Raw genomic sequence first — 21,937 nt, 5'->3', positions numbered from 1 at the left:
TCCGCAGTTAAGCTCGCTATCCCCTGCGACGCCGCTGGAACAGCTGGCCCGCCAGCCGGGCGACCTCGCCGTCCAGTTCCAGCTCCAGCAGCGCCGCGCTCAGCTCGGCGGCCGGCCAGCCGCTGCGGGCCATCAAGGCGTCCAGGCTGACGGGGTCGAAGCCCATCGCATCCAGCAGCGCCTGTTGTTCGTGTGGCGTTTCCACCGCCTCCGGCGCCGCGGCGATCGGGGCGCCCAGCGGCGGCAGTTCCTCCAGCACGTCTTCCGCCGACTCGACGAGCTTGGCGCCCTGGCGGATCAGCGCATGGCAGCCGCGCGCCTGCGGCGAATGGATGGAGCCGGGGATGGCGAACACCTCGCGACCGGCCTCGGCAGCCTGTCGCGCCGTGATCAGCGAGCCCGACTGCACGGCGGCCTCCACGACCAGGCAGCCGCGCGTGAGCCCGGCAATGATGCGATTGCGCTTGGGGAAGTTGGCCGGCAGTACCGGCGTGCCCAGCGAGTACTCGCTGACGATGAGGCCGCCGCCGGCCAGCAGCCGGCCGGCGAGTTTCTCGTTGCGGCGCGGGTAGACCTGGTCCAGCCCGGTGCCGACGACGGCGACAGTGGCGCCGGCGGCATCCAGCGCGCCCTCGTGTGCGGCGGCGTCCACGCCCAGCGCCAGGCCCGACACGATGGTGTAGCCCGCCCGGGCCAGTGCGCGCGCGAACGCGCGGGCGTTGTCGCCGCCCTGCGCGGTGGGGTTGCGGCTGCCGACGATGGCCAGCGACGGGGTGCTCAGCAGCTCGCGCCGGCCCTGCAGCCACAGCAGCAGCGGCGGGTCGGCGGTGGCGAGCAGTTGCGCCGGGTAGTCGGGGTCTCCCAGCGTCAGCAGCGCATGGCCCGGTTCTGCCAGCCAGGCTTCGGCCTTGGGGATGAGCTCGGTCAGGTGTTCCGGCGGCCGGTTGAAGGCTTCGCGCTGCTTGGGCGGCAGCGCCTGGTCCAGCGCGGCGGCCGGCAGCTGGAACACGGCCTCTGCGCTGCCCGCCATGGCCAGCAGCCGCCGCGCGGCGCCCGGGCCGACGCTTTCGGTCAGCCGCAGCCAGGCGGCCAGCTCGGCCGGGGAGAGCATCAGGGCTGCGTGAAGCGGTCGCCCGGCTTGACGGGCTCTTTCACGGAGATGATCAGCGCGTAGGACACGCGCTCGTAGACCTCGAACACGAACAGGATGCCGTGGCGCTCGTCGGGCAGCTTGATGTCCTGCGGGCGGTCCTGCGTCTTGTCCTTCATCGCGACGCCGTCGCGCCACAGCGCGAAGACGTGGCCGCGCTCGACGCCGTCGCGCTTGCCGCGGTTCAGCGCGACGATCTGGTTCTGGCCGGCGTTGATGGCCTCGCCGTAGATGGCCGCGATCTGACCCGCCATCGGCCGCTCGGGCGCGTGCGGCACATAACGCTCCAGATTGCGCTGCGGCGCGGGGGCCAGGCGGTCGCCGACGCCCACTTCCTGCTTCACCTGCCGGATCTGCAGCGTCGCGGGCACGATCTCGGTGCTCTTGCCGTCGGCGCTCTTGCGGTCCTCGCCCGGGCGCACCAGGTCGGCGGTGCCAACGTAGGGGGCCTCGTAGCCGAGGATCTCGCTGGTGGTCGGGTCGCGCAGCACGCGCGAGGTGCGGAAGATGCGGAAGTCCGTCGCGCCGCGGAAGTCGCCGCGGGCATAGGCGGTGTCGCCCTTGCCCAGCAGCACATGGCCTTCCTGCGTGGCGACGATGCGCGGCGCGGTGGCCAGCGCGTCGGTGTCGAAGACGACGGCGTCGGTCAGGAAGGGCTGGATCAGGTGCAGCGGGATGGTCGGGATGGGGTTGCTGTCCAGCGCCGAGATGCGCATTTGCGGGCGCAGCTTGACGGTGTCGCCCGCCGCGCCGCCGCCCACGCGCTGGCCGAACTGCAGCCGTGCGCGGCCATCCGTCTTCACGAGGTGCAGGATCTGGCCCGGGTAGATCAGGTGCGGGTTGCGGATCTGGTCGCGATTCATTCCCCACAGCTCCGGCCAGCGCCACGGGCTCTTCAGGAACAGCTTGGAGATGTCCCACAGCGTGTCGCCGGGCACGACGGTGTGGCTGTCCGGCGCATCGGGCGCCAGCTCGGACAGCGGCACGCCGGCGCTGGCGACCTGGTCCGCGACGCGGCGCTGTTCGGGGCTGATGGGGAGCTGGCTGGCTTGGGCCCAGGCCGAGGTCGTCGCAAGGGTCAGGCAGGCCGCAAGGACAGCGAGTTGGGCGGGGCGGGCAGCGGGCATCAGGCGCGGTCTCCGAAGGGATTGCCGGATCGGCGAAAATCTGGGCGATTCTGCCCGCAATCCCCGGGGGCAACCAACAACCGCCAGCGCTCGTTTGCGAGTGCTTACAAGGTGCCATGGCCCAACTGCACATCCTCCGTTATCCCGATCCGCGCCTGCACACGGTCGCCAAGCCCGTGGCCGAGGTCGACGCGCGCATCCGCCAGCTCGTCGACGACATGCTGGAGACCATGTACGCCGCCGACGGTGTGGGCCTGGCCGCCACGCAGGTGGACGTGCACGAGCGCGTCATCGTCATCGACACGTCGCAGGAGCGCGACACGCCGCGCGTGCTGATCAACCCCGAGATCGTGAAGGCCAGCGAGCGCATGGTGGAGGGCGAGGAAGGCTGTCTGTCCGTGCCGCAGATCTATGACAAGGTGCCCCGCCACGCCGAGGTGACCGTGCGCGCGACCAACCGCGACGGCGAGGTCTACGAGTTCGACGCCGACGGCCTGCTGGCCGTGTGCGTGCAGCACGAGATGGACCACCTGATGGGCAAGGTGTTCGTGGAGTACCTGAGCCTGATGAAGCGCGACCGCATCAAGACCAAGATGATCAAGAAGACGCGCGAGGAAGAGGCTGAGGCGCGCCGCCGCCCGTCGCGCTTCTGACCGCCGGCTCGCCATCCATGAGAGTCGTCTTCGCCGGCACGCCGGAATTCGCCGCCGTCGCGCTGGACGCGTTGCTCGCCAACGGCTTCACCGTGCCGCTGGTGCTGACCCAGCCCGACCGCCCGGCCGGCCGCGGCATGAAGCTGCAGGCTTCCGCCGTGAAGCAGCGCGCCGTGGCGGCCGGCATCCCCGTGGCGCAGCCGCAGGGCCTGAAGCTGGACGGCAGGTACGCCACGGACGCGGCGGCGGCCCGCGAGGCGCTGCTGGCGGCGGATGCCGACGTGATGGTGGTGGCCGCCTATGGCCTGATCCTGCCGCAGTGGGTGTTGGACCTGCCGCGCAAGGGGTGCCTGAACATCCACGCGTCGCTGCTGCCACGCTGGCGCGGCGCGGCGCCCATCCACCGCGCCATCGAGGCCGGCGACGCCGAGACCGGCATCACCATCATGCAGATGGACGCCGGGCTGGACACGGGCGACATGCTGCTTATCGGCCGCGAGGCCATCCGTTCCGATGACACGACGGCGGCGCTGCACGACCGGCTGGCCGCGCAGGGCGGCCGCCTCATCGTCCAGGCGCTGCAGGCCGCCCAACTGACGCGCACGCCGCAGCCGGCCGAGGGGGTCACGTACGCGCACAAGATCGAGAAGGCCGAGAGCGCCATCGTCTGGACGCAGCCCGCGGCCGAGATCGAGCGGCGGCTGCGCGCGTTCGACCCCTTCCCGGGCGGCGTTGCGACGCTGGCCGGCGAGGCGGTCAAGGTCTGGCGCGCGGAGCTGGCCGAGGGCCGCGGCACGCCGGGCGAGGTCATCGCGCCGGGCCCGGTGGTCGCCTGCGGCGAGGGTGCGCTGCGCCTGACCGAGCTGCAGCGCGCCGGCGGCAAGCGCGGCCCGGCGACGGCCTTCCTGCAGGCCCGGCCCATCGCCGTGGGCGAGCGCTTCGACGCCTGAGCGCTTGAAAAGCGGCCGGCATGGCACCATCTGCCACGCCGTTGTCCACCCTCCCGGAGCCCGCTGCATGTTCAACCTCGTGAAGACCGCCGTGCTGATGGCCGCCATCACGGCGCTGTTCATGGCCGTCGGCGCCATGGTGGGCGGCCAGACCGGCATGCTGATCGCGCTGGTCATCGCCGTCGGCATGAACTTCTTCAGCTACTGGTTCTCGGCGGACATGGTGCTGAAGATGTACAACGCCCGCGAGGTCGACGCGGCGTCGGCACCGCAGTTCTACGGCATGGTGTCGGAGTTGGCGCAGCGCGCCAACCTGCCCATGCCGCGCGTCTACCTCATCGACGAGGCGGCGCCCAACGCCTTCGCCACCGGCCGCAACCCCGAGCATGCGGCCGTCGCCGCGACGACGGGCATCCTGCGCGTGCTGTCTGAGCGCGAGCTGCGCGGCGTCATGGCGCACGAGCTGGCGCACGTGGCGCACCGCGACATCCTCATCAGTACCGTCAGCGCGACGATGGCCGGCGCGATCTCGATGCTGGCGAACTTCGCGACCTTCTTCGGCGGCCGTGACGAACGTGGCCGGCCCGCCAACCTGCTGGCCGGCATCGCCGTCGCCATCCTCGCGCCGCTGGCCGCCAGCCTGATCCAGATGGCCATCAGCCGCGCGCGCGAGTTCGAGGCCGACCGCGGCGGTGCCGAGATCTCGGGCGACCCGGCCGCGCTGGCGTCGGCGCTGGACAAGATCCACCGCTACGCGCAAGGCATTCCGATGGCGCCGGCCGAGGCCCATCCCGAGACGGCGCAGATGATGATCATGAACCCGCTGTCCGGCGGTGGATTGCGCGGCCTGTTCTCCACGCACCCGTCCACCGAGGAACGCGTCGCGCGGCTGCTGGCCATGGCCCGGCGCTGACTCAAGTTGCCGCCGCGCACGCCGATACCTGAACTCATGAAGCGCCTTCTGCTTGCCCTGCCCCTGCTCGCCGCCCTGAGTGCCTGCGAGCAGCTGGGCATCGACGACCCCGCCAAGGTGGCCGCCGCCAAGGAGGCCGAGGGCAAGGCCATCGGCAGCGCCTGCCGGCATGCGATGCGCGCCATCGAGGACTGCTACGTGCTCAATCCCAAGGCGCAGAAGGCTGCCGTCTACGCCGGCTGGCGCGAGATGGACGAGTACATGCGCGAGAACAAGCTCGAAGGCATCGCGCCCGTCGTGCCGCGCCCCGGCGCCAAGCCGGCGCAGCCGGCCGACGAGGAAGAGGCCAAGCCGGCCGACAAGACCGACAAGGCCAAGGCCGCCGCGCACTGACCAGCGCGCGCAGTCGCATCTCAGGCCGTCAATCCTGCGGGTCGTCGCGCCGGGCAGGGCAGGTGCCGGGCGGCTGGGCAACATGCCGTCCATCGCAACCCTGATGGAGCCCGCCATGAACACCGCCACCACCCGCCGCTTCTTCGCCCTGGGCCTCGTTTCCGCCGCGCTGTGTGGCTCCGCTCAAGCCTGGAGCTGGAACAAGGGCGAACGGGTCACCGGCAGCGGCGACGTGACGACCGAGGCGCGCCCGGTCGGCAGCTTCGACGGCGTGTCGGTCAGCGGCGACTTCAATGTGCAGATCCGCCAGGGCTCGGGCAACAAGCTGGAGGTCAAGGCCGACCGCAACCTGCTGCCCTACATCGAGACCGAGCTGGACGGCCGCACGCTGCGCATCCAGCCGAAGAAGGGCTTCAGCCTGTCCACGTCGACGACGCCCAGCTTCACCATCGAGATGCCCACGCTGCGTGCGCTGTCGGTGGCCGGCTCCGGCAACATCAAGGTCGAGACGATGAAGACGGGCGGCGTCGAGGCGGCCATCGCGGGCTCGGGCGACATCCGCTTCGCCAACCTCGACGCCGAGAAGCTGGCCATGAAGGTCAGCGGTAGCGGCGACATCGTCGTGGCCGGCCGTGCCGGCATGGCGTCGGTCAGCATCGCCGGCAGCGGCGACGTGAAGGCCGCGGACTTTGCCGCCGACGAGGTCAAGGTCAGCATCGCCGGCAGCGGCGACGCGCAGGTCAACGCGACGAGGAAGCTCAGCGTGTCCATCGCCGGCTCGGGCGACGTGAAGTACGTCGGTTCGCCGGAGATCAGCTCGTCGATTGCCGGGAGCGGCAAGGTGCGCCGGATCGGTCAGTGAGGGTGCAGGCGGCCGTGGCGGCGCCTGGCCACCCCGGCGACCACGCCCGCGAGGCCCAGGGCCAGCATCAGGCTGCTGGCGGGCTCCGGGACGGCGGCCAGCGGCTGCCGTGACATCGTGATCGTGGCCCAGAGGTCGACTCGACCGGCGCCACCCCAGCTGCCACCGTCGCCCGCGTAGGTCCAGGCCTCCAGCGTGCCGTACTGCCAGTTGCCGTCGTACCAGTACGAGGCCGTGCCGAGCTGCCCCAGCACGCTGCCCGAGCTGCCGTTGAGCGCCAGCGGCGTGGCGTAGTGCCCCTCCGACAGCGACAGCATGGCCGACAGGTTCACGTCCCCGGACTGCGGCGAGGCCGTCAGCGTCCAGTCGATGCGGTAGTACATCGGCGCATAAGGCTGCTCCGGGCTGCTCGCGAAGAAGTAGCTCTTGAGTTGCGCCTTCGTGTCGATGCCGTAGCCCGGGTCGTTGTCGCCGAGCACGCTGTAGAGGTGGATCTGCGTGACCGCTGGCGTGCTGCCGTTGACGAACATGGCCGGCGCTGCGCTGAAGCTGCCGCCCGAGTAGGTCGCGCCGGCGGCGCCGCCCCGCCGGGCGAGCTCCCAGCCGACGGTGTTGCCGCTCAGGAAGTTCGACGCGGTCGGCCCCGTCGCGCTGCCCTGGCCCGTCCAGGTCATGGCACCGGCGGATTCGCCGTTGAAGAACTCGTAGTCGACACCCAGGTCGGACGACCAGTCCGCGCGGGCCGACAGGAAGCTGCTCGGATAGCCCCCGGCGACCGTCCAGCCGTAGAAGCGGCTCTGCGCCGACGCACTGCCGATGGCGACGACGGCGCTCAGCATGCCGGCCAGGACGGCAGGGCCGCGACGGGAAGGTTGCCGACCTTGCGGCGAGAAGGATCTGGACATCGGGCGCGCTCCCAGCTGGCTGCGGATGGCGGCGAGTGTCCGAGGCGCGGCCGGCCCACGCATGATGCAACTGCACCAGGGCGCACCCCCGGCATCAGGGGTGTTCGCGCAAAGCGGTGATGAGGCCGGCCCGGTGGCTGACCTGCAGCTTGGTGTAGACGTGGCTCAGGTGGTTGCGCACGGTCGCCGGGGCGATGTCCAGCGCCTGCGCGATGGCCGTGTTGGACTCGCCGGCCGCGAAGCGCCGCGCGATCTCGCGCTCGCGCGGGCTCAGCGCGTCCGTCTCGCGGCGGGTGGCCAGGCGCAGCAGCCAGCCGTAGCCGTCGGGGTCAGGCTCCGCGTGCAGCGTGAGGGGGCGGCCGGGCAGGGGCCAGGCTTCGCCGCGGGCGAGCGCGCGCAGCGCCTGCGGCGGCACGTGCGTGTTCTGCGGTGCGGCGCCCGCCCACATGCGCGCGCAGTATGACGGCGTGGTCTGCACGTAGCCGCCTTGCGCATTGATGCGGGCCATGCAGAGCCGGTCCAGCCCGGCGGCCGGCAGGCGCAGCAGGGCCATGCGGCGGCAGGCGGCATAGGTTTCGGCGACGCAGGGGCCCAGACGTTGCAGCCGCGCGAGTTCCTCGGGCGTGCCGCGCTGCCCGGGCGTGCTGCGCACGAGGATGATGACGGTCAGGAACTGCGGGTCGTCACCCGGCAGGGCGATGCACAGCGTGTGCTGGATGCCGAAGCGCTGGAGGTGGGCATGCAGCGGCGCGAAGTCCGGCCCGGCGAGCAGCGGGTCGTCCTTGTCATGGCAGCGCGCCACACCCGGCGCGGCGACCAGGCGCGGTGCGAGCAGATCCAGGTGGGCGACGCGTTGCCAGCTGGCCATCAGGGCGGGCAGGTCGGCGAAGCCCGTGAAATGCGCATCCAGGAAGGCGGGCTCCGCCACATGCGACGTGACCAGCATGCCGGCATCGAAGGCGAAGTGCTCGTGCAGCCACGCGAAGGCGCTGCGGGCATAGGCCACCGGATCGCCCAGCAGGCCCTGCCGGTACAGCGGCAGCGGCGAGGCGGGATCGTCGACCGGCAATGGGTGGAGGCGGGCCATGGCGGCCGATTGTGCAAGCCCGGTTCTCCGGCGGGGTGGCCGGCCGCGCGGAGAATGGGGGCATGCAGTTTCTCGAACGAGGGCGCGCGCTGGCGGCCGATGCCGATTTCCGCCAGGGCGCGCGCGACATGGCCTCACCCTCCCTGGGGCTGGCCGCCTGGGGGCTGGTGACCGGCGTCACCATGGTGAAGAGCGGGCTCAGCGTGCCGCTGGCCATGGGCATGTCGCTGCTGGTGTTCGCCGGCAGCGCGCAGCTCTCCGCCCTGCCGCTGATCGCCGCCGGCGCGCCGCTGTGGGTGCTGCTGGCCACGGCGTTCTGCGTGAACCTGCGCTTCGTCATCTTCAGCGCGCAGTGGCGCCACTACTTCGGCCACCTGCCGCGCGCGCGCCGGTTGATGACGACCTATTTCGCGGCCGACCTGAACTTCGTCTACTTCGTGAAGCGCTACCCGGACCCGGTGCCCACGCCTGCCCAGCAGCGCTACTTCTGGGGCGGCGTGGCGGTCAACTGGCCCACCTGGCAGCTCACCGCCTTCACCGGCATCCTGCTGGCCGACCGCATCCCGCCGCACTGGGGCATCGGCTTTGCCGGCGTCATGGCGCTGCTGGGGCTGTCGTACTCGCTGTTGACCGAGAAGTCGCTGTGGTGGGTGGCGATCACCGCGGGCGCGGTGTCCATCGCCACCTATTCGCTGCCGCTGAAGCTGAACATCCTGTGCGCCATCGTCGCGGCGGGCGCCGTCGGCTGGTGGCTGGACAGTCGCAGGAGCCGGCCATGAGCGAAGCCATGACCTGGGTGGCGCTGCTGGGGCTGGGCGCCGTGACGCTGGTGACGCGCGGCTTCTTCATGATCAGCGACAAGCCGCTGCCCATCCCCGGCTGGCTGCGCGAACTGCTGAAGGTGGCCCCGCTGGCGGCGCTGATGGCCGTGGTGGCGCCCGAGATCTTCATGACGCAGGGCCATGCCATCACCACCTGGCAGGACGCCCGCTGGCCCGCCGCGCTGGCCGCGACGGCCTACTACTTCTGGCGCCGCGACATCCTCGGCACCATCCTCGTCGGCATGGCGGTCATGCTGCCTTTGAAGCTGGGCCTCGGCTGGTAACCGCGCCGGAACGCGGGGCGGAGAGAATGCCGGCAGTTTTTCACCAACTGCACCGCCCGACCATGAACGTCATCCGCTTCTCCGACCTGATCGCCGCCGGCAAGGTGGCCGGCCAGCGCGTCTTCATCCGCGCCGACCTGAACGTGCCGCAGGACGACCACGGCAAGATCACCGAGGACACCCGCATCCGCGCGTCGCTGCCCGCCATCAAGGCCGCGCTGGACGCCGGCGCCGCCGTCATGGTCACGTCCCACCTGGGCCGCCCGACCGAGGGTGAGTTCAAGCCCGAAGACTCGCTGGCCCCGGTGGCCGAGCGCATGGCCGAGCTGCTGGGCCGCCCGGTGCCGTTGAAGGCGAACTGGGTGGACGGCGTGGACGTCGCCCCGGGCGAGCTGGTGCTGCTGGAGAACTGCCGCGTCAACAAGGGCGAGAAGAAGTGCGACGAGGCCCTGTCGAAGAAGCTGGCCGCGCTGTGCGACATCTTTGTGCACGACGCCTTCGGCACCGCCCACCGCGCCGAGGCCACGACGTACGGCATCGCCAAGTTCGCCAAGATCGCTTGCGCCGGCCCGCTGCTGGCTGCCGAGATCGACGCCATCTCCAAGGCACTGGCCAACCCGAAGCGCCCGCTGGTGGCCATCGTCGCCGGCTCCAAGGTGTCCACCAAGCTGACCATCCTGCAGTCGCTGTCCAAGAACGTCGACGGCCTTATCGTCGGCGGCGGCATCGCCAACACCTTCATGCTGGCCGCCGGTCTCAAGATCGGCAAGTCGCTGGCCGAGCCGGACCTGGTGGGCGACGCCAAGGCCGTCATCGACGCCATGGCTGCCCGCGGCGCCGCGGTGCCGATTCCTGAAGACGTCGTCACCGCCAAGCGCTTTGCCGCCGATGCCGAAGCCACCGTCAAGGCCGCCGCCGATGTGGCCGACGACGACCTGATCCTGGACATCGGCCCCAAGACTGCCGCCAAGCTGGCCGAGCAGCTGAAGGCCGCCGGCACCATCGTCTGGAACGGCCCGGTGGGCGTGTTCGAGTTCGACGCCTTCGCCCAGGGCACCGAGACGCTGGCCCGCGCCATCGCCGACAGCAGCGCCTTCAGCATCGCCGGCGGTGGCGACACGCTGGCGGCCATCGCCAAGTACGGCATCGAGAAGGACGTGGGCTACATCTCCACCGGCGGCGGCGCCTTCCTGGAAGTGCTGGAAGGCAAGACGCTGCCGGCGTTCGAGATCCTCAGCCAGCGCGCAGCAGGCTGATCCAGGGCTGGCCAGCGCGCAGCGGGCTGATACAGGGCCGGCCAGCGCGCAGCGGGCTGATACAGGGCCGGCCAGCGGGCTGCTGGCTGATCAGCGCGGCGCCGCCAGCGCCGCCGTCGTGCCGGGCTGCAGCCAGCCCGCGACGCGCTTGCCCTTGACTGGGTACTCCACGCGTACCCAGCCGTCCTGCTCGGCCAGCACGCCCACGACGTCGCCCTTGACGACGTAGGCGCGGCGCGGCTTGGCGGACTGGGGCGTGTCGAAGAACGGCGCCTTGTCCGCGGTGATGCGGTGCAACGCCGTCCAGCCGGCCGGCGCCACCAGGTCCAGCGCCAGCCCGGTGGCGATCTGCGGCATCAGCACCAGCCCGCAGCCGTCGTGCTGCGTGCCCTCGGGCAGCGTCAGCGTGACGCCCTCCTTGTCGAACTTCAGCCGCCCGGGCAGCTGCACGCTGCTCCAGCTGCGGATGGCCGCCTCGCCGCCGGCCGACAGCTGGCCGCTGAGCGAGAACGCGCAGCGCTTGACGACGCCCTCACCCTGCTCCTCGACGTAGTGCCCCGTCACCGCGCCCTGCGGTGAGACGGCCACCATCAGGCCTTCGTACTGGCCGGCCACGGGTTTGCCGGCCTGGGCCGCGCCCAGCAGCGGCAGCAGTGCCAGGCCCAGCGCGAGCGCGCCGCGGCGTAGCCGCCCGGGCTCAGGTGCCGCCATGCTTGCGGTAGGCCTTCTCGATGCGTTTGTCGTAGTCACCATAGTCCTTGCCGTTGTAGCGGCTCGCCATGCCGGCGTAGTCCTTGTCCAGCATGGCCTTCACCATGCCCGGGCTCTTCTTGCAGTAGCCGACGAAGGCCATCAGCTGGCCCTTCTCGCCGGCCTTCATGGCCGCGACGAAGGCCTCGGCCGACGCATAGCCGCAACTCTTGTAGTTGAAGCCCATGACCTGGAACATGCCCCAGGAGCAGGCCTGCAGGGCGGCGTCGCGGTCCAGCGCGATGGCGGCCTCCAGCGTGGCCCAGGCGGTGGCCTGGTCCTTGTTGTTCTGCTGCCATTCGGGGCCGGCCTTCTTCACGTACTTGTAGGACAGCAGCGGGTGGTCCGCGTCGTAGGCCTTGTTCGTCAGCTTGCGGAACACATGCCCCTCGTAGGCGATGACGGGCAGGCCCGCCGGGCCCATGCCGCTGCGGCCGCCCGACTCCACGTCGGCGAACGCGTGCACCAGCGCGACGGAGATGTCCGCGCCCAGCAGCTTGGCGGCCGCTTCGAAGTCCTGCGCCGTCAGCGTCGACTTGCGGGCCGGCTGGGCCTTGACCTTGGGGCGGTGTGCCTTGTGGCGCTTGGGCGCCTGGGCCGGGCGCGCGTTGTTCGCGGGCCCGGGGGGCTTGGTGGCGCCCAGGCACAGCGTGCCGGTGTCGATCTTGAAGCTGCCCAGCACGGTGCACAGCGGGCCGGGAAGGCGATATTCAGCCATCGCGTTTCTCCTCAGGGGCCTCAGTATCCGCGCAGCGGCCCGCCGTGTGATGAAGTTCCCGGTGCGCGCCTGGCGCCGGCATGGACGCCCGGCCAAGGCGGCGTCCACAATGACCGCATGGTTCTGCGCTGGCTGCTCGCCCTGCTCGTCGTCGTGACGCTGCTGGGCCTGTTCGCGAACGAGCACTGGATGACGCGCCGCCTCGTGCTGGACGGCCGTGGCCCCGACCAGCGGCTGGAGGTGGTGGACGACAGCGGCAGCGGCGGCGCCAGCCACGCGCAGCTGAGCACCGCGCCCGACGGCACGCACACGCTGCGCTGCGAGATCAAGCCGGGCTTCGAATGGCCGTTCTGCGATCTGCAGATCGAGTCCGTCGGCGGCGACCTGAACCTGACCCGCTTCAGCAGCCTGCGGCTGTGGGTGAGCGTTGCGGGCCCGCAGAAGGACGGGGTGCCGGCGCAGCTGCGCATCTTTCTGCGCAGCTTCCACCCGGACTATCCGGGCAGCGGTGGCGGCGAGGATCTCAAGCCGCACGAGGTCATCTTCGCGCCGGCCGGGCTGGCCATGCCGGTGGAGCTGCGGCTGTCGCAGTTCATGGTCAGTTCCTGGTGGGCGCAGACCCACCCGCTGCCCGTGCCGCTGATGGGGCCGCAGCTGGACCGCGTGCGCGCCATCAGCTTCAGCACCGGCGGGCAGGTGTTGCCGGGGGCGCACGTCATCCGGCTGCAGCGGGCCGAGCTCATCGGCAACTGGGTGGCGCCCGAGACCTTCCGGCTCGGGCTGGTGGGGCTGTGGATGTTCAGCCTGCTGGGCTATCTGGTGTGGGAGAGCTGGGCGGTGAGGGCGCGTCTGCGTCGGTCCATGCGGCGCTCCAAGGCGCTGGAGAAGATGGCGCTGCGCGACCCGCTGACGCAGGTGGCCAACCGGGAGGGCCTGAGCCGTGCGCTGGAGTTGCTGACGCGGGCCCAGGGCGAGCTGGGCTTTCCGATGTCCGTCGTGTTCGTCGACGCGGACCACTTCAAGCGCATCAACGACCAGCATGGCCACGACGTCGGCGACCAGGTGCTGGCGCTGCTCGCGCAGACGCTGCGCGCCAATCTGCCGCGCGACGACCTCGTGGCGCGCTGGGGCGGTGAGGAATTCGTGCTGGTCATGCCGCAGACGCCGGCCGAGGAGGCGGTGGCCGTGGCCGAGCGGCTGCGCGCGGTGCTGGCCCGCACGCCTTGGCCGGCGGGTCTGGCAGTGACCGCCAGCTGGGGCGTGGCCGAGGCGCGCGACGAGGCGGGCCTGGAGGCGGCCATGCGCGACGCGGACCAGGCCATGTACCGCGCCAAGCACGCCGGGCGCGACCGGGTGATATCGGCTTCGGCATAGATCGCCAAGAAACCGGCATCAAGTGGCGTTGAAACGCGGCGTAACCTCATGGGTTCCCTCCGCGAAACACACCGCCATGGAAAAGAACAACGCTCCCTTGTCGCCTGCCGAAGCCGCGCTGCGCGACGCCGCCCGTGAGTACCACCGCGCCCCGACGCGCGGCAAGATCTCGGTCACCCCGACCAAGGCCTTGAGCAACCAGCGCGACCTGTCGCTGGCCTACTCGCCGGGCGTGGCCTATCCCTGCCTGGACATCGAGCAAGACCCGGCGCTGGCCGCCGACTTCACGTCGCGCGGCAACCTCGTCGGCGTCATCACCAACGGCACCGCCGTGCTGGGCCTGGGTGACATCGGCCCGCTGGCCGCCAAGCCGGTCATGGAAGGCAAGGGCTGCCTGTTCAAGAAGTTCGCCGGCATCGACGTCTTCGACATCGAACTGGCCGAGCGCGATCCCGACAAGCTCATCGACATCATCGCGGCGATGGAGCCCACGCTGGGCGGCATCAACCTCGAGGACATCAAGGCGCCCGAGTGCTTCTACATCGAGCGCGAGCTGTCCAAGCGGATGAACATCCCCGTCTTCCACGACGACCAGCACGGCACGGCCATCATCTCGTCGGCCGCGCTGCTGAACGGGCTGGAGCTGGTGGGCAAGGACATCGGCGCGGTCAAGGTGGCCGTGTCGGGCGCCGGCGCGGCGGCCATCGCCTGCCTGGACGTGATGGTGGGCCTGGGCGTGAAGCGCGAGCACGTGTTCGTCTGTGACTCGCGCGGCGTCATCCAGAGCGAGCGTGAGGACGCCCGGAGCGGCAAGCTGGACGAGTCCAAGCAGCGCTACTGCCAGGTCACCACCGCGCGCACGCTGGCGGATGTCGTCAGCGGCGCCGACGTGTTCCTGGGCTGCTCGGCGGCCGGTGTGCTGACGGCCGAGATGGTCAAGACCATGGGCACGCAGCCCATCATCCTGGCGCTGGCCAACCCCGAACCCGAGATCCGCCCCGAGCTGGCCAAGGCCGTGCGGCCGGACTGCATCGTGGCCACCGGCCGGTCGGACTACCCCAACCAGGTCAACAACGTCCTGTGCTTCCCCTACATCTTCCGCGGCGCGCTGGACTGCGGCGCCACCAAGATCACCGAGGGCATGAAGCTGGCCTGCGTGCGCGAGATCGCCGCACTCGCCAAGGCCGAGACCTCGGATGAGGTGGCCGCCGCCTACGCCGGCCAGGAGCTGGCGTTCGGCCCCGACTACCTGATCCCCAAGCCCTTCGACGCGCGCCTGATCCTGCGCATCGCGCCCGCCGTGGCTGCCGCCGCCGCGGCCGATGGCGTGGCCACGCGCCCGGTGGAAGACCTGGCCGCCTACCGCCAGTCGCTGGAGCGCTTCGTCTACCAGACCGGCATGTTCATGCGGCCGGTGTTCTCGGCTGCCAAGGCCGCGCCGGCCCGCGTCATTTATGCCGAGGGCGAAGACGAGCGCGTGCTGCGCGCGGTGCAGGTGGCGCTGGACGAGGGCCTGGCCAAGCCCACGCTGATCGGCCGCCCCGCGGTGCTGGCAGCGCGCATCCAGCGCGCCGGCCTGCGCCTGAAGCTGGGTGACGACGTGGCCGTCATCGACCCCGAGGACGATCCGCGCTTCCGCCAGTACTGGGAGGCCTACCACGCCCGCATGAAGCGCAACGGCGTGACGCCGGAGATGGCCAAGTCCGCCGTGCGGCGCAGCAACACCGCCATCGGCGCGCTGGCCATCGAGCTGGGCGACGCCGACGCGATGATCTGCGGCCTGGTCGGCAAGTTCGACCGCCACCTGGAGCAGGTGCGTGACCTCGTCGGCCTGGCACCAGGTGCGCGCCAGTTCGCCGCGATGAACGCGCTCATCCTCGACCAGATGACGCTGTTCATCACCGACACCTTCGTCAACGACTCGCCCGACGCCGAGGAGCTGGCCGACATCGCCGCGATGGCCGCCGAGGAGGTGCGTCGTTTCGGCCTGCCGCCCAAGCTGGCGTTCGTCAGCCACTCGATGTTCGGCTCCAGCACGCGGCCGTCGGCCGTGAAGATGCGGCGCGCGCACGAGCTGTTCAGCGCCGCCCACCCCGAGGTGGAATGCGACGGCGAGATGCACGGCGACGCGGCGTTGTCGGAGAGCGTGCGCCAGGCCTTCCTGCCGGACAGCAAGCTCACCGGCGCGGCCAACCTGCTGGTGCTGCCGACGCTGGATGCCGCCAACATCCTGTTCAACGTGCTGAAGATCAGCGCCAGCCAGGGCGTCACCATCGGCCCCATGCTGCTGGGCGCCGCCAAGCCGGTGCACATCCTGACGCCGTCGGCCACGGTGCGCCGCATCGTCAACATGACGGCGCTGGCGGTGGCGGACGTGCGCGAGGCGCGCGGGTAGTCCCGGCTGGCGAGCGCTCCCGCGCTGCGCCAGCATGCGGGGCCGCCGGCGCAGACCGGCGATCTGCTCACGCAGGGAGTGCCCATGAAACGATTCGCCCTCGCGCTGCTGTCGGCGCTTCACGTCGCGGCCTGGGCCCAGGCCGACGAGCCGCTGCTGCGCAGCGTCTACCGGGAGCTGGTGGAGATCAACACCACGCCGTCGGCGGGCGACTGCACGGTGGCCGCCCGGGCCATGGCCGCACGGCTCAAGGCCGGCGGCTTTCGCGATGACGAGATGCAGCTCATCGTGCCGCCGGGCGGCGAGAAGCACGGCAACCTCGTCGCGCGGCTCAAGGGCACCGGCGCGCAGCGGCCGCTGCTGCAGCTGGCGCATGTCGACGTGGTGGAGGCGCGGCGCGAGGACTGGACGCGCGACCCCTTCAAGCTCGTGGAGGAGGGCGGCTACTTCTACGCCCGCGGCAGCTCGGACGACAAGTCCATGGCGGCCATCTACGTGGCCAACATGGTGCGCTTTCGCCAGGAGGGATTCCGGCCCGCGCGCGACCTCATCCTCGCGCTCACCTGCGGCGAGGAGACGGTGCCGGGGCCCTTCAACGGCGTCGAGTACCTGCTGCAGCATCACCGCGCGCTGATCGATGCGGAGCTGGCGCTCAACGAAGGCGGCGGCGGCGCGCTGACCGCCGAGGGGCGCCCGCTGTTCCACCGTGTGCAGGCCGGCGAGAAGGTGTTCCAGAGCTTCCAGCTGGAGGTCGTCAACAAGGGTGGCCACAGCTCGGTGCCCGAGCCCGACAACGCCATCTACCGCCTCGCCGACGGGCTGGCGCGGCTGGCGCGCTTCAGCTTTCCGTTCAAGCTGTCGCCGGTGACGCGGGCCTATTTCGAGCACCTGTCAAAGACCGAGAAACCCGAGGTGGCCGCCGACATCCGCGCCATCCTGCGCGACCCGCCCGACCCCGACGCGCAGGCGCGGCTGTGGCAGTTCAGCGCCAGCTACAACGCCAGCGTGCGCACCACCTGCGTCGCCACGCAGCTGGACGCCGGGCATGCCGTCAACGCGCTGCCGCAGCGCGCCAAGGCGATGGTGAACTGCCGCATCCTGCCTGGCGAGCGTGTCGACGAGGTGCAGGCGACGCTGGAACGCGTGGTGGCCGATGCGCGCATCCGCATCACGCCCGTCGGCCAGGCCACGGAGGCGCCGATGCCGCCGATGAAGGAGTCGCTGCTGGCGGCCATCCAGGCCGTCAACGAGGAGCTCTGGCCCGGCGTGCCGGTGGTGCTGAGCCTGACGGCCGGCGCCACGGACGGCCGCTTCCTGAACCAGAGCGGCATCTGGACCTACGGCGTCACGGGCCTGTTCCACCCGCCGGGCGGCTCCAACGCCCATGGCCTCAACGAGCGGCTGCGCGTGCAGTCGCTGCTGGAGGGGGCGGAGTTCCAGTACCGGCTGGTCAAGCGCCTCGCGGCGCCTTGAGGTCGGCCGCGCGGGCGGTCCCGTGGGAGGCGGCGGGCGATCAGCGACCGGCCGTGAACCGGCGCCTTCCTGATACCGTGTCGGCGTGAGCACCGTCGCCCCTTTCATCCGCTGTCTGCTGACGGCCTTGTTGGCCGTCTGCCCGGCCCTCCGGGCGGGTGCCGCCGACCTGGTGCTGTACTACGAGGAGCGGCCGCCGCTGATGAGCCGGCACGACCAGCGGCTCACCGGCTTGCAGGGAGCGCCAGCCATGGCCGTGCTGCAGCGCGCCGGCCTGGCGGTTGAACTGCGCGAGGCGCCGGTGGCGCGGCAGGTGGCCATGATCACGCGCAACCTTGAGCCGGCCTGCGCACTGGGCCTGTACCGCACAGCGGAGCGGGAGAAGCTCGGCAAGTACGCCAGGCTGCCGGTCTACAGCAGCCCACCGCAGAGCCTGATGATCCGCAAGGATGGCCGGCTCAAGGACGTGCAGCGCTTCGCGGCGCTCGTCCAGTCGCCGGGCGTCTCGCTGGTGCTGCGCCTGGGCTATTCCTACGGCGCCGAAACCGACAAGGCGCTGGCCGAGAGCAGCGCCAGGATCGTCCGCTCGTCGGACCACAGCCTGGCCCGTGCCCGGCTGGTGTTGCTGGGCATGGCCGACGCCACCCTCTTCACCGAGGAGGAGGGCGAGGCCCTGATCAAGCAGCTGGGCGAGGCCGGCGCTGCACTGGAACTGCGCCGCCTGCCCGACGCGCCACCCGGGGAGGGCCGCTTCTTCTTCTGCAGCAAGTCCGTGCCGGACCGGCAGCTGCGGGCCATCGACGAGGCGATGGGCGCGCCGCGTTAGCCGGGCGTCTGGTGGCCCAGCGGCGGGCGTCGCGGCCACAGCGGGGTCGCGCCGAATTGCGCGAGCGCCACGCCGGCCAGGATGAGCACCGCCGCCAGGATCTTGTGCAGCGTGAAGCTCTCACCACCCCACAGCCAGGCCGCCAGCCCCGCCACCAGCGGCATCAGGTAGATCAGCGGCGCCGTGCGCGCCACGCCGCGCCGCTCGTTGGCCCAGCCCCAGGCCAGCCAGCCGATGAAGCCGCCACCGGCGACCTGCCAGACCGTGCCCGTCCAGACCCAGGCGGGCTGCGCGGCCCAGTCCAGCGCGAGCAGCGCCGGGGCGCACCAGGCCAGCATGGGCAGCGTGCACACCAGGCTGCCGTAGCCCAGCACGGTGACGCCGCCGTGGTGCTGGATCAGCGGCTTGCTGGCCACCGTGTAGTAGCTGAAGAGCGCCGCGGCGGCCAGCAGCATCAGGTCGCCCAGGCCAGCGTGCCAGTCGGCGGCCAGCAGCTTGTCGGCCATGAACAGCAGCGCCCCCGCCGCCGCGGCGGCGACCCCGGCCACCTGGCCCGGCGACAGCCGCTCCACGCCGCTGAACCGCAGGATCAGCAGCGTGAACACCGGCCCGCAGGCCAGCAGCACGCTGGCGCTGAAGGCGGTGGAGCCCTGCATGCCGTAGTTCGACAGCATCAGGTGCAGGCCCTGGCCTAGCAGCGTTAGGCGCACCAGCGGCCACACCTCGTCGCGGTCCAGCCGCGGCCAGCGGGTGCCGAACCGCCAGCAGAGCAGCGCGACCGCGCACAGCGGCACCAGCAGGTAGCGCAGGCCCAGGAAGCCGGCGGGTCCGACCTGCTGGAACAAGGCCTTGGACAGCGGAAAGTTCAGGCCCCAGACCAGCACGACGGCCAGCGCGGCGGCGAAGGGGGCGGTCTGGCGGTCGGTCATTGCGGTAGCATCTTCTCATATGAGAGAAGAATTCTCTGAAGTGAGCGAAGAAGGCCAGTTCGAGCGCCAGCTGGCCGAGCGCCTGGCCGCGCTGCGCACGGCGGCCGGCTGGTCGCTGGACGAGCTGGCCACGCGCAGCGGCGTCAGCCGCGCGACGCTGTCGCGGCTGGAGCGGGCCGAGACCAGCCCGACCGCGACGCTGCTGTCGCGCCTGGCGCGCGCGCACGGGCTGCCGTTGAGCCGTCTGCTGGCCGAGGCCGAGGCGCTGCCGGTGAGGCTGCTGCGCGCGGCGGACCAGCCGCGCTGGCACGACCAGCAGAGCGGCTTCGAGCGCCGCATGCGCTGCCCGCCGCTGGCCGGCTTCGCGACCGAGGTCATCGAGGCGGTGCTCGCGCCCGGCGCCGAGCTGGCCTACGACGAGCCCACCGTCGCGCGGCTGGAGCACCACCTGTGCCTGCAGGACGGGCAGCTGCGGCTGACGCTGCAGGGCCAGGTGTTCGAGCTGGGCGCCGGCGACTCGCTGAGCTTCCGCTGCCTGGGGCGCAGCGTCTTCACCAACCCCGGGGCCGGGTCAGCGCGCTATCTGCTCGCGATGACGGTGCCCGCGCTGTAACTGGTCTCTAACCCTCATGACGTCAGACCCATCCCTGCGCCTGGTCCCGCTGGATCCCGGCCACCCCGGCGCGCAGGCGCTGATCGCGCAATCAGAAGCGCTGATGAGCGCGCTGTACCCGGCCGAGAGCAACCATTTCGAGCCGGCCGACGGCCTGCGCCCGCCGCATGGCAGCTTCATCGGTGCCTGGCGCGGCGAGCGGCTCGTCGGCTGCGGCGGCGTGAAGCGCTTCCCGGCCGACGGGTATGGGGAGATCAAGCGCCTGTTCGTGCTGGACAGCGAACGCGGCCGCGGTGTCGCGCGGCAGCTGATGGCGCGGTTAGAGGCCGAGCTGGTGGGGCATGGCCTGCGCCTGGCGCGGCTGGAGACCGGCATCCACCAGCCCGAGGCGCTGGGCCTGTACCGGCGGCTGGGCTATGCCGAGCGCGGGCCGTTCGGCGGCTACGCGCTCGACCCGCTGAGTGTTTTCTTCGAGAAGTCGCTGTAGCCCACTTCGCACCGAAACACGGCGAAACTTCCCGCAGGTCCTGCGGCCCATAATTCCGCGCCCCCTGACAAGTTGAGACAAGCCATGACCCGCGCCACCAAGATCGTCGCCACCCTCGGCCCCGCTTCCAACACGCCGGAGGTGCTGGAGAAGATGATCCGCGCCGGCGTCGACGTCGTGCGGTTGAACTTCTCGCACGGCAAGGCGCAGGACCACATTGATCGCGCAAACATGGTCCGCGCCGCGGCCGAGCGTGTTGGCAAGTCGGTGGCCATCATGGCCGACCTGCAGGGCCCCAAGATCCGCGTCGGCAAGTTCGAGAACGGCAAGATCGAGCTGGTGCCCGGTGCCAAGTTCGTGCTCGACGCCGACCGCACCGAACTCGGCAACCAGGACATCGCCAGCCTGGACTACAAGGAACTGCCGCGCGACGTGAAGCCCGGCGACACGCTGCTGCTGAACGACGGCCTGCTGGTGCTGACCGTGGACCACGTGCGCGGCGCGCAGGTGCACACCACCGTCAAGCTGGGCGGCGAGCTGTCCAACAACAAGGGCATCAACAAGCAGGGTGGCGGCCTGACCGCCCCGGCGCTGACGGGCAAGGACATGGAGGACATCAAGACCGCGATGTCCTTCCAGTGCGAGTACCTGGCTGTCAGCTTCCCGAAGAACGCCACCGACATGGAGATGGCGCGCCAGCTGGCCAACGTGGCCGGCGAGCCCTACCGCCACAAGCCGGCCATGATCGCCAAGATCGAGCGCTATGAGGCCATCCCCCACCTGGAGGCCATCCTGAAGGCGTCCGACGGCATCATGGTCGCCCGCGGCGACCTGGCCGTGGAGGTGGGCAACGCCGCGGTGCCGGCGCTGCAGAAGCGCATGATCAAGATGGCCCGCGAGCTGGACAAGGTGTCCATCACGGCCACGCAGATGATGGAGTCCATGATCGTGAACCCGGTGCCCACGCGCGCCGAGGTCAGCGACGTGGCCAACGCCGTGCTGGACGGCACCGACGCCGTCATGCTGTCCGCCGAGACGGCCGCCGGCAAGTTCCCGATCGAGACCGTCGAGCAGATGGCCGCCATCGCGCTGGAGGCCGAGCGCGCCGAGTTCGTCACGCTGGACACCGACTTCGCCGGCCGCCAGTTCGGCCGCATCGACCAGTCCATCGCGATGGGCGCGCTGTTCACGGCGCACCACCTGGGCTGCAAGGCCATCCTGGCGCTGACGGAGTCGGGCTCCACCGCGCTGTGGATGAGCCGCCACCGCATCAACGTGCCCATCTTCGGTCTGACCAGCCAGCTCGTCAGCCAGCGTCGCATGGGCCTGTACCGCAACGTCACGCCGCTGCTGATGCCCGAGTTCGAGGACCGCGACGAGGCGCTGGCCGCGGCCGAGAAGATCCTCGTCGAGCGCGGCGTGCTGATGCCCGGCGACACCTATGCCATCACCTGCGGCGAGCCCATGGGCTACCCCGGCGGCACCAACATGCTGAAGGTCTGCAGGGTGGGTTGACCCCCGGCGCCCACGCCGTTGTCGCGTGGGCTTCAGTGGCTGTGGCCGATGTGGCTCTTGGCGGGCAGCCCGGCACCGGGTTCGGCCAGGCCCTCGAGGATGGCGCAGGCCGGCTCGTCGCCCTGGCAGCGGGCGCGCAGCGCGCGCAGCTCCCTCTCCAGATCCTGCAGGGCCGCGATGCGCGCGGCGACATGACCGATGTGCTCGTCCAGCAGTGCGTGCGCTTCGGCGCCATGCGCGCCGCCCTGCAGCGCCAGCAGCACGCGCACCTCGGCCAGGTTCATGTCCAGCGAGCGGCAGCGGCGGATGAAGTGCAGCCGCTCAACGTCCGCCGGGCCGTAGATGCGGTAGCCGGCGTCCGTGCGCGGTGGCGCCGCGAGCAGGCCCTCGCGCTCGTAGTGGCGGATGGTGTCGACGGCCGTGCCGGTCAGGCGGGCGAGTTCCCCGATGCGCATG

23 protein-coding genes are annotated in these 21,937 nt (G+C 71.1%); 15 read left to right on the top strand and 8 right to left on the bottom strand.

The window, feature by feature from the left end:
- Nucleotides 1-16: 16 nt before the first annotated feature.
- Nucleotides 17-1,111: a DNA-processing protein DprA gene (gene dprA, locus ACG04Q_RS21880; RefSeq protein ID WP_394513590.1), complete on the bottom strand. Its 1,095-nt coding sequence runs from the start codon at nucleotides 1,109-1,111 to the stop codon at nucleotides 17-19.
- Entirely contained in the window at nucleotides 1,111-2,277 is a 1,167-nt protein-coding gene (locus tag ACG04Q_RS21875; protein WP_394513589.1) for a LysM peptidoglycan-binding domain-containing protein, read from the bottom strand. The genes dprA and ACG04Q_RS21875 overlap by 1 nt, the downstream gene beginning before the upstream one ends.
- A gap of 116 nt (nucleotides 2,278-2,393) precedes the next feature.
- On the opposite strand from ACG04Q_RS21875, the gene def reads away from it, so the two are divergent.
- The 5 genes from def to ACG04Q_RS21850 all read left to right on the top strand — a co-directional run bounded on the left by def (nucleotide 2,394) and on the right by ACG04Q_RS21850 (nucleotide 6,048).
- Nucleotides 2,394-2,930, top strand: a complete 537-nt coding sequence (gene def, locus ACG04Q_RS21870; RefSeq protein WP_394513588.1) for a peptide deformylase — start codon at nucleotides 2,394-2,396, stop codon at nucleotides 2,928-2,930.
- A gap of 17 nt (nucleotides 2,931-2,947) precedes the next feature.
- Nucleotides 2,948-3,880: a methionyl-tRNA formyltransferase gene (fmt, locus tag ACG04Q_RS21865; RefSeq protein ID WP_394513587.1), complete on the top strand. Its 933-nt coding sequence runs from the start codon at nucleotides 2,948-2,950 to the stop codon at nucleotides 3,878-3,880.
- Nucleotides 3,881-3,947: 67 nt separating this feature from the next.
- Entirely contained in the window at nucleotides 3,948-4,793 is an 846-nt protein-coding gene (gene htpX, locus ACG04Q_RS21860; protein WP_394513586.1) for a zinc metalloprotease HtpX, read from the top strand.
- Nucleotides 4,794-4,829: 36 nt separating this feature from the next.
- Entirely contained in the window at nucleotides 4,830-5,186 is a 357-nt protein-coding gene (locus tag ACG04Q_RS21855; RefSeq protein ID WP_394513585.1) for a hypothetical protein, read from the top strand.
- A 115-nt stretch (nucleotides 5,187-5,301) separates the two neighbouring features.
- Nucleotides 5,302-6,048, top strand: coding sequence for a head GIN domain-containing protein (locus ACG04Q_RS21850; RefSeq protein WP_394513584.1), 747 nt, complete (start codon nucleotides 5,302-5,304; stop codon nucleotides 6,046-6,048).
- On the opposite strand, the gene ACG04Q_RS21845 is transcribed toward ACG04Q_RS21850, so the two are convergent.
- Both ACG04Q_RS21845 and ACG04Q_RS21840 read right to left on the bottom strand, forming a co-directional pair.
- Complete coding sequence (locus ACG04Q_RS21845) at nucleotides 6,042-6,887, bottom strand: PEP-CTERM sorting domain-containing protein (protein WP_394513583.1); 846 nt, start codon at nucleotides 6,885-6,887, stop codon at nucleotides 6,042-6,044. The genes ACG04Q_RS21850 and ACG04Q_RS21845 overlap by 7 nt on opposite strands.
- A gap of 160 nt (nucleotides 6,888-7,047) precedes the next feature.
- On the bottom strand, nucleotides 7,048-8,040 hold the full coding sequence (locus tag ACG04Q_RS21840; RefSeq protein WP_394513582.1) for a helix-turn-helix transcriptional regulator: 993 nt from the start codon (nucleotides 8,038-8,040) through the stop codon (nucleotides 7,048-7,050).
- 62 nt (nucleotides 8,041-8,102) lie between these two features.
- Here ACG04Q_RS21840 and ACG04Q_RS21835 point away from each other — a divergent pair, with 62 nt between their 5' ends.
- The 3 genes from ACG04Q_RS21835 (at nucleotide 8,103) to ACG04Q_RS21825 (ending at nucleotide 10,401) form a co-directional block, all read left to right on the top strand.
- Nucleotides 8,103-8,819 (top strand): AzlC family ABC transporter permease, encoded by a 717-nt coding sequence (locus tag ACG04Q_RS21835; RefSeq protein WP_394513580.1) that lies wholly within the window; start codon nucleotides 8,103-8,105, stop codon nucleotides 8,817-8,819.
- Nucleotides 8,816-9,145, top strand: coding sequence for an AzlD domain-containing protein (locus tag ACG04Q_RS21830; protein WP_394513579.1), 330 nt, complete (start codon nucleotides 8,816-8,818; stop codon nucleotides 9,143-9,145). The genes ACG04Q_RS21835 and ACG04Q_RS21830 overlap by 4 nt, the downstream gene beginning before the upstream one ends.
- A 62-nt stretch (nucleotides 9,146-9,207) precedes the next feature.
- Nucleotides 9,208-10,401, top strand: coding sequence for a phosphoglycerate kinase (locus ACG04Q_RS21825; RefSeq protein WP_394513578.1), 1,194 nt, complete (start codon nucleotides 9,208-9,210; stop codon nucleotides 10,399-10,401).
- A 90-nt stretch (nucleotides 10,402-10,491) separates the two neighbouring features.
- Here the strand turns inward: ACG04Q_RS21825 and ACG04Q_RS21820 are convergent, their stop codons facing one another.
- Entirely contained in the window at nucleotides 10,492-11,112 is a 621-nt protein-coding gene (locus ACG04Q_RS21820; protein ID WP_394513576.1) for a hypothetical protein, read from the bottom strand.
- Nucleotides 11,099-11,869, bottom strand: a complete 771-nt coding sequence (locus ACG04Q_RS21815) for an N-acetylmuramidase family protein (protein WP_394513574.1) — start codon at nucleotides 11,867-11,869, stop codon at nucleotides 11,099-11,101. The genes ACG04Q_RS21820 and ACG04Q_RS21815 overlap by 14 nt, the downstream gene beginning before the upstream one ends.
- 117 nt (nucleotides 11,870-11,986) lie before the next feature.
- On the opposite strand from ACG04Q_RS21815, the gene ACG04Q_RS21810 reads away from it, so the two are divergent.
- From ACG04Q_RS21810 to ACG04Q_RS21795, 4 genes are all read left to right on the top strand, one after another.
- Nucleotides 11,987-13,243, top strand: coding sequence for a GGDEF domain-containing protein (locus tag ACG04Q_RS21810; RefSeq protein ID WP_394513572.1), 1,257 nt, complete (start codon nucleotides 11,987-11,989; stop codon nucleotides 13,241-13,243).
- A gap of 76 nt (nucleotides 13,244-13,319) precedes the next feature.
- Nucleotides 13,320-15,638, top strand: a complete 2,319-nt coding sequence (locus ACG04Q_RS21805; protein ID WP_394513571.1) for an NADP-dependent malic enzyme — start codon at nucleotides 13,320-13,322, stop codon at nucleotides 15,636-15,638.
- An 84-nt stretch (nucleotides 15,639-15,722) separates the two neighbouring features.
- Nucleotides 15,723-17,111, top strand: coding sequence for a M20/M25/M40 family metallo-hydrolase (locus ACG04Q_RS21800; RefSeq protein WP_394513569.1), 1,389 nt, complete (start codon nucleotides 15,723-15,725; stop codon nucleotides 17,109-17,111).
- Nucleotides 17,112-17,196: 85 nt separating this feature from the next.
- Nucleotides 17,197-17,937: a hypothetical protein gene (locus ACG04Q_RS21795; RefSeq protein WP_394513567.1), complete on the top strand. Its 741-nt coding sequence runs from the start codon at nucleotides 17,197-17,199 to the stop codon at nucleotides 17,935-17,937.
- Here ACG04Q_RS21795 and ACG04Q_RS21790 read toward each other — a convergent pair.
- Entirely contained in the window at nucleotides 17,934-18,866 is a 933-nt protein-coding gene (locus ACG04Q_RS21790; protein WP_394513565.1) for a DMT family transporter, read from the bottom strand. The genes ACG04Q_RS21795 and ACG04Q_RS21790 overlap by 4 nt on opposite strands.
- 40 nt (nucleotides 18,867-18,906) lie before the next feature.
- Between ACG04Q_RS21790 and ACG04Q_RS21785 the strand changes: the two genes are divergently transcribed.
- The 3 genes from ACG04Q_RS21785 (at nucleotide 18,907) to pyk (ending at nucleotide 21,481) form a co-directional block, all read left to right on the top strand.
- Nucleotides 18,907-19,479 (top strand): helix-turn-helix domain-containing protein, encoded by a 573-nt coding sequence (locus ACG04Q_RS21785; protein ID WP_394513564.1) that lies wholly within the window; start codon nucleotides 18,907-18,909, stop codon nucleotides 19,477-19,479.
- A 16-nt stretch (nucleotides 19,480-19,495) separates the two neighbouring features.
- Nucleotides 19,496-19,966, top strand: coding sequence for a GNAT family N-acetyltransferase (locus ACG04Q_RS21780; protein WP_394513562.1), 471 nt, complete (start codon nucleotides 19,496-19,498; stop codon nucleotides 19,964-19,966).
- 84 nt (nucleotides 19,967-20,050) lie between these two features.
- Nucleotides 20,051-21,481, top strand: a complete 1,431-nt coding sequence (gene pyk / locus ACG04Q_RS21775; RefSeq protein ID WP_394513560.1) for a pyruvate kinase — start codon at nucleotides 20,051-20,053, stop codon at nucleotides 21,479-21,481.
- 32 nt (nucleotides 21,482-21,513) lie between these two features.
- Here pyk and ACG04Q_RS21770 read toward each other — a convergent pair whose 3' ends face one another.
- Nucleotides 21,514-21,936, bottom strand: a complete 423-nt coding sequence (locus tag ACG04Q_RS21770; RefSeq protein ID WP_394513558.1) for a Cd(II)/Pb(II)-responsive transcriptional regulator — start codon at nucleotides 21,934-21,936, stop codon at nucleotides 21,514-21,516.
- Between the last annotated feature and the right edge of the window lies 1 nt (nucleotide 21,937).

The organism is Pelomonas lactea (assembly GCF_043555885.1).
Taxonomy (GTDB): domain Bacteria; phylum Pseudomonadota; class Gammaproteobacteria; order Burkholderiales; family Burkholderiaceae_C; genus Pelomonas; species Pelomonas lactea.
This window is presented reverse-complemented; position numbering and strand designations above follow the sequence as displayed.

Excerpts from the sequence above, each read along its gene's own strand:
- ACG04Q_RS21790 (WP_394513565.1), bottom strand. The coding sequence starts at position 18,866 with ATGACCGACCGCCAGACCGCCCCCTTCGCCGCCGCGCTGGCCGTCGTG.
- ACG04Q_RS21770 (WP_394513558.1), bottom strand. The coding sequence starts at position 21,936 with ATGCGCATCGGGGAACTCGCCCGCCTGACCGGCACGGCCGTCGACACC.
- ACG04Q_RS21845 (WP_394513583.1), bottom strand. The coding sequence starts at position 6,887 with ATGCTGAGCGCCGTCGTCGCCATCGGCAGTGCGTCGGCGCAGAGCCGC.
- ACG04Q_RS21875 (WP_394513589.1), bottom strand. The coding sequence starts at position 2,277 with ATGCCCGCTGCCCGCCCCGCCCAACTCGCTGTCCTTGCGGCCTGCCTG.
- ACG04Q_RS21820 (WP_394513576.1), bottom strand. The coding sequence starts at position 11,112 with ATGGCGGCACCTGAGCCCGGGCGGCTACGCCGCGGCGCGCTCGCGCTG.
- dprA (WP_394513590.1), bottom strand. The coding sequence starts at position 1,111 with ATGCTCTCCCCGGCCGAGCTGGCCGCCTGGCTGCGGCTGACCGAAAGC.
- htpX (WP_394513586.1), top strand. The coding sequence starts at position 3,948 with ATGTTCAACCTCGTGAAGACCGCCGTGCTGATGGCCGCCATCACGGCG.
- ACG04Q_RS21810 (WP_394513572.1), top strand. The coding sequence starts at position 11,987 with ATGGTTCTGCGCTGGCTGCTCGCCCTGCTCGTCGTCGTGACGCTGCTG.
- ACG04Q_RS21835 (WP_394513580.1), top strand. The coding sequence starts at position 8,103 with ATGCAGTTTCTCGAACGAGGGCGCGCGCTGGCGGCCGATGCCGATTTC.
- ACG04Q_RS21805 (WP_394513571.1), top strand. The coding sequence starts at position 13,320 with ATGGAAAAGAACAACGCTCCCTTGTCGCCTGCCGAAGCCGCGCTGCGC.
- ACG04Q_RS21825 (WP_394513578.1), top strand. The coding sequence starts at position 9,208 with ATGAACGTCATCCGCTTCTCCGACCTGATCGCCGCCGGCAAGGTGGCC.
- fmt (WP_394513587.1), top strand. The coding sequence starts at position 2,948 with ATGAGAGTCGTCTTCGCCGGCACGCCGGAATTCGCCGCCGTCGCGCTG.
- ACG04Q_RS21800 (WP_394513569.1), top strand. The coding sequence starts at position 15,723 with ATGAAACGATTCGCCCTCGCGCTGCTGTCGGCGCTTCACGTCGCGGCC.
- ACG04Q_RS21840 (WP_394513582.1), bottom strand. The coding sequence starts at position 8,040 with ATGGCCCGCCTCCACCCATTGCCGGTCGACGATCCCGCCTCGCCGCTG.
- ACG04Q_RS21830 (WP_394513579.1), top strand. The coding sequence starts at position 8,816 with ATGAGCGAAGCCATGACCTGGGTGGCGCTGCTGGGGCTGGGCGCCGTG.
- ACG04Q_RS21855 (WP_394513585.1), top strand. The coding sequence starts at position 4,830 with ATGAAGCGCCTTCTGCTTGCCCTGCCCCTGCTCGCCGCCCTGAGTGCC.
- ACG04Q_RS21850 (WP_394513584.1), top strand. The coding sequence starts at position 5,302 with ATGAACACCGCCACCACCCGCCGCTTCTTCGCCCTGGGCCTCGTTTCC.
- ACG04Q_RS21815 (WP_394513574.1), bottom strand. The coding sequence starts at position 11,869 with ATGGCTGAATATCGCCTTCCCGGCCCGCTGTGCACCGTGCTGGGCAGC.
- pyk (WP_394513560.1), top strand. The coding sequence starts at position 20,051 with ATGACCCGCGCCACCAAGATCGTCGCCACCCTCGGCCCCGCTTCCAAC.
- ACG04Q_RS21780 (WP_394513562.1), top strand. The coding sequence starts at position 19,496 with ATGACGTCAGACCCATCCCTGCGCCTGGTCCCGCTGGATCCCGGCCAC.
- def (WP_394513588.1), top strand. The coding sequence starts at position 2,394 with ATGGCCCAACTGCACATCCTCCGTTATCCCGATCCGCGCCTGCACACG.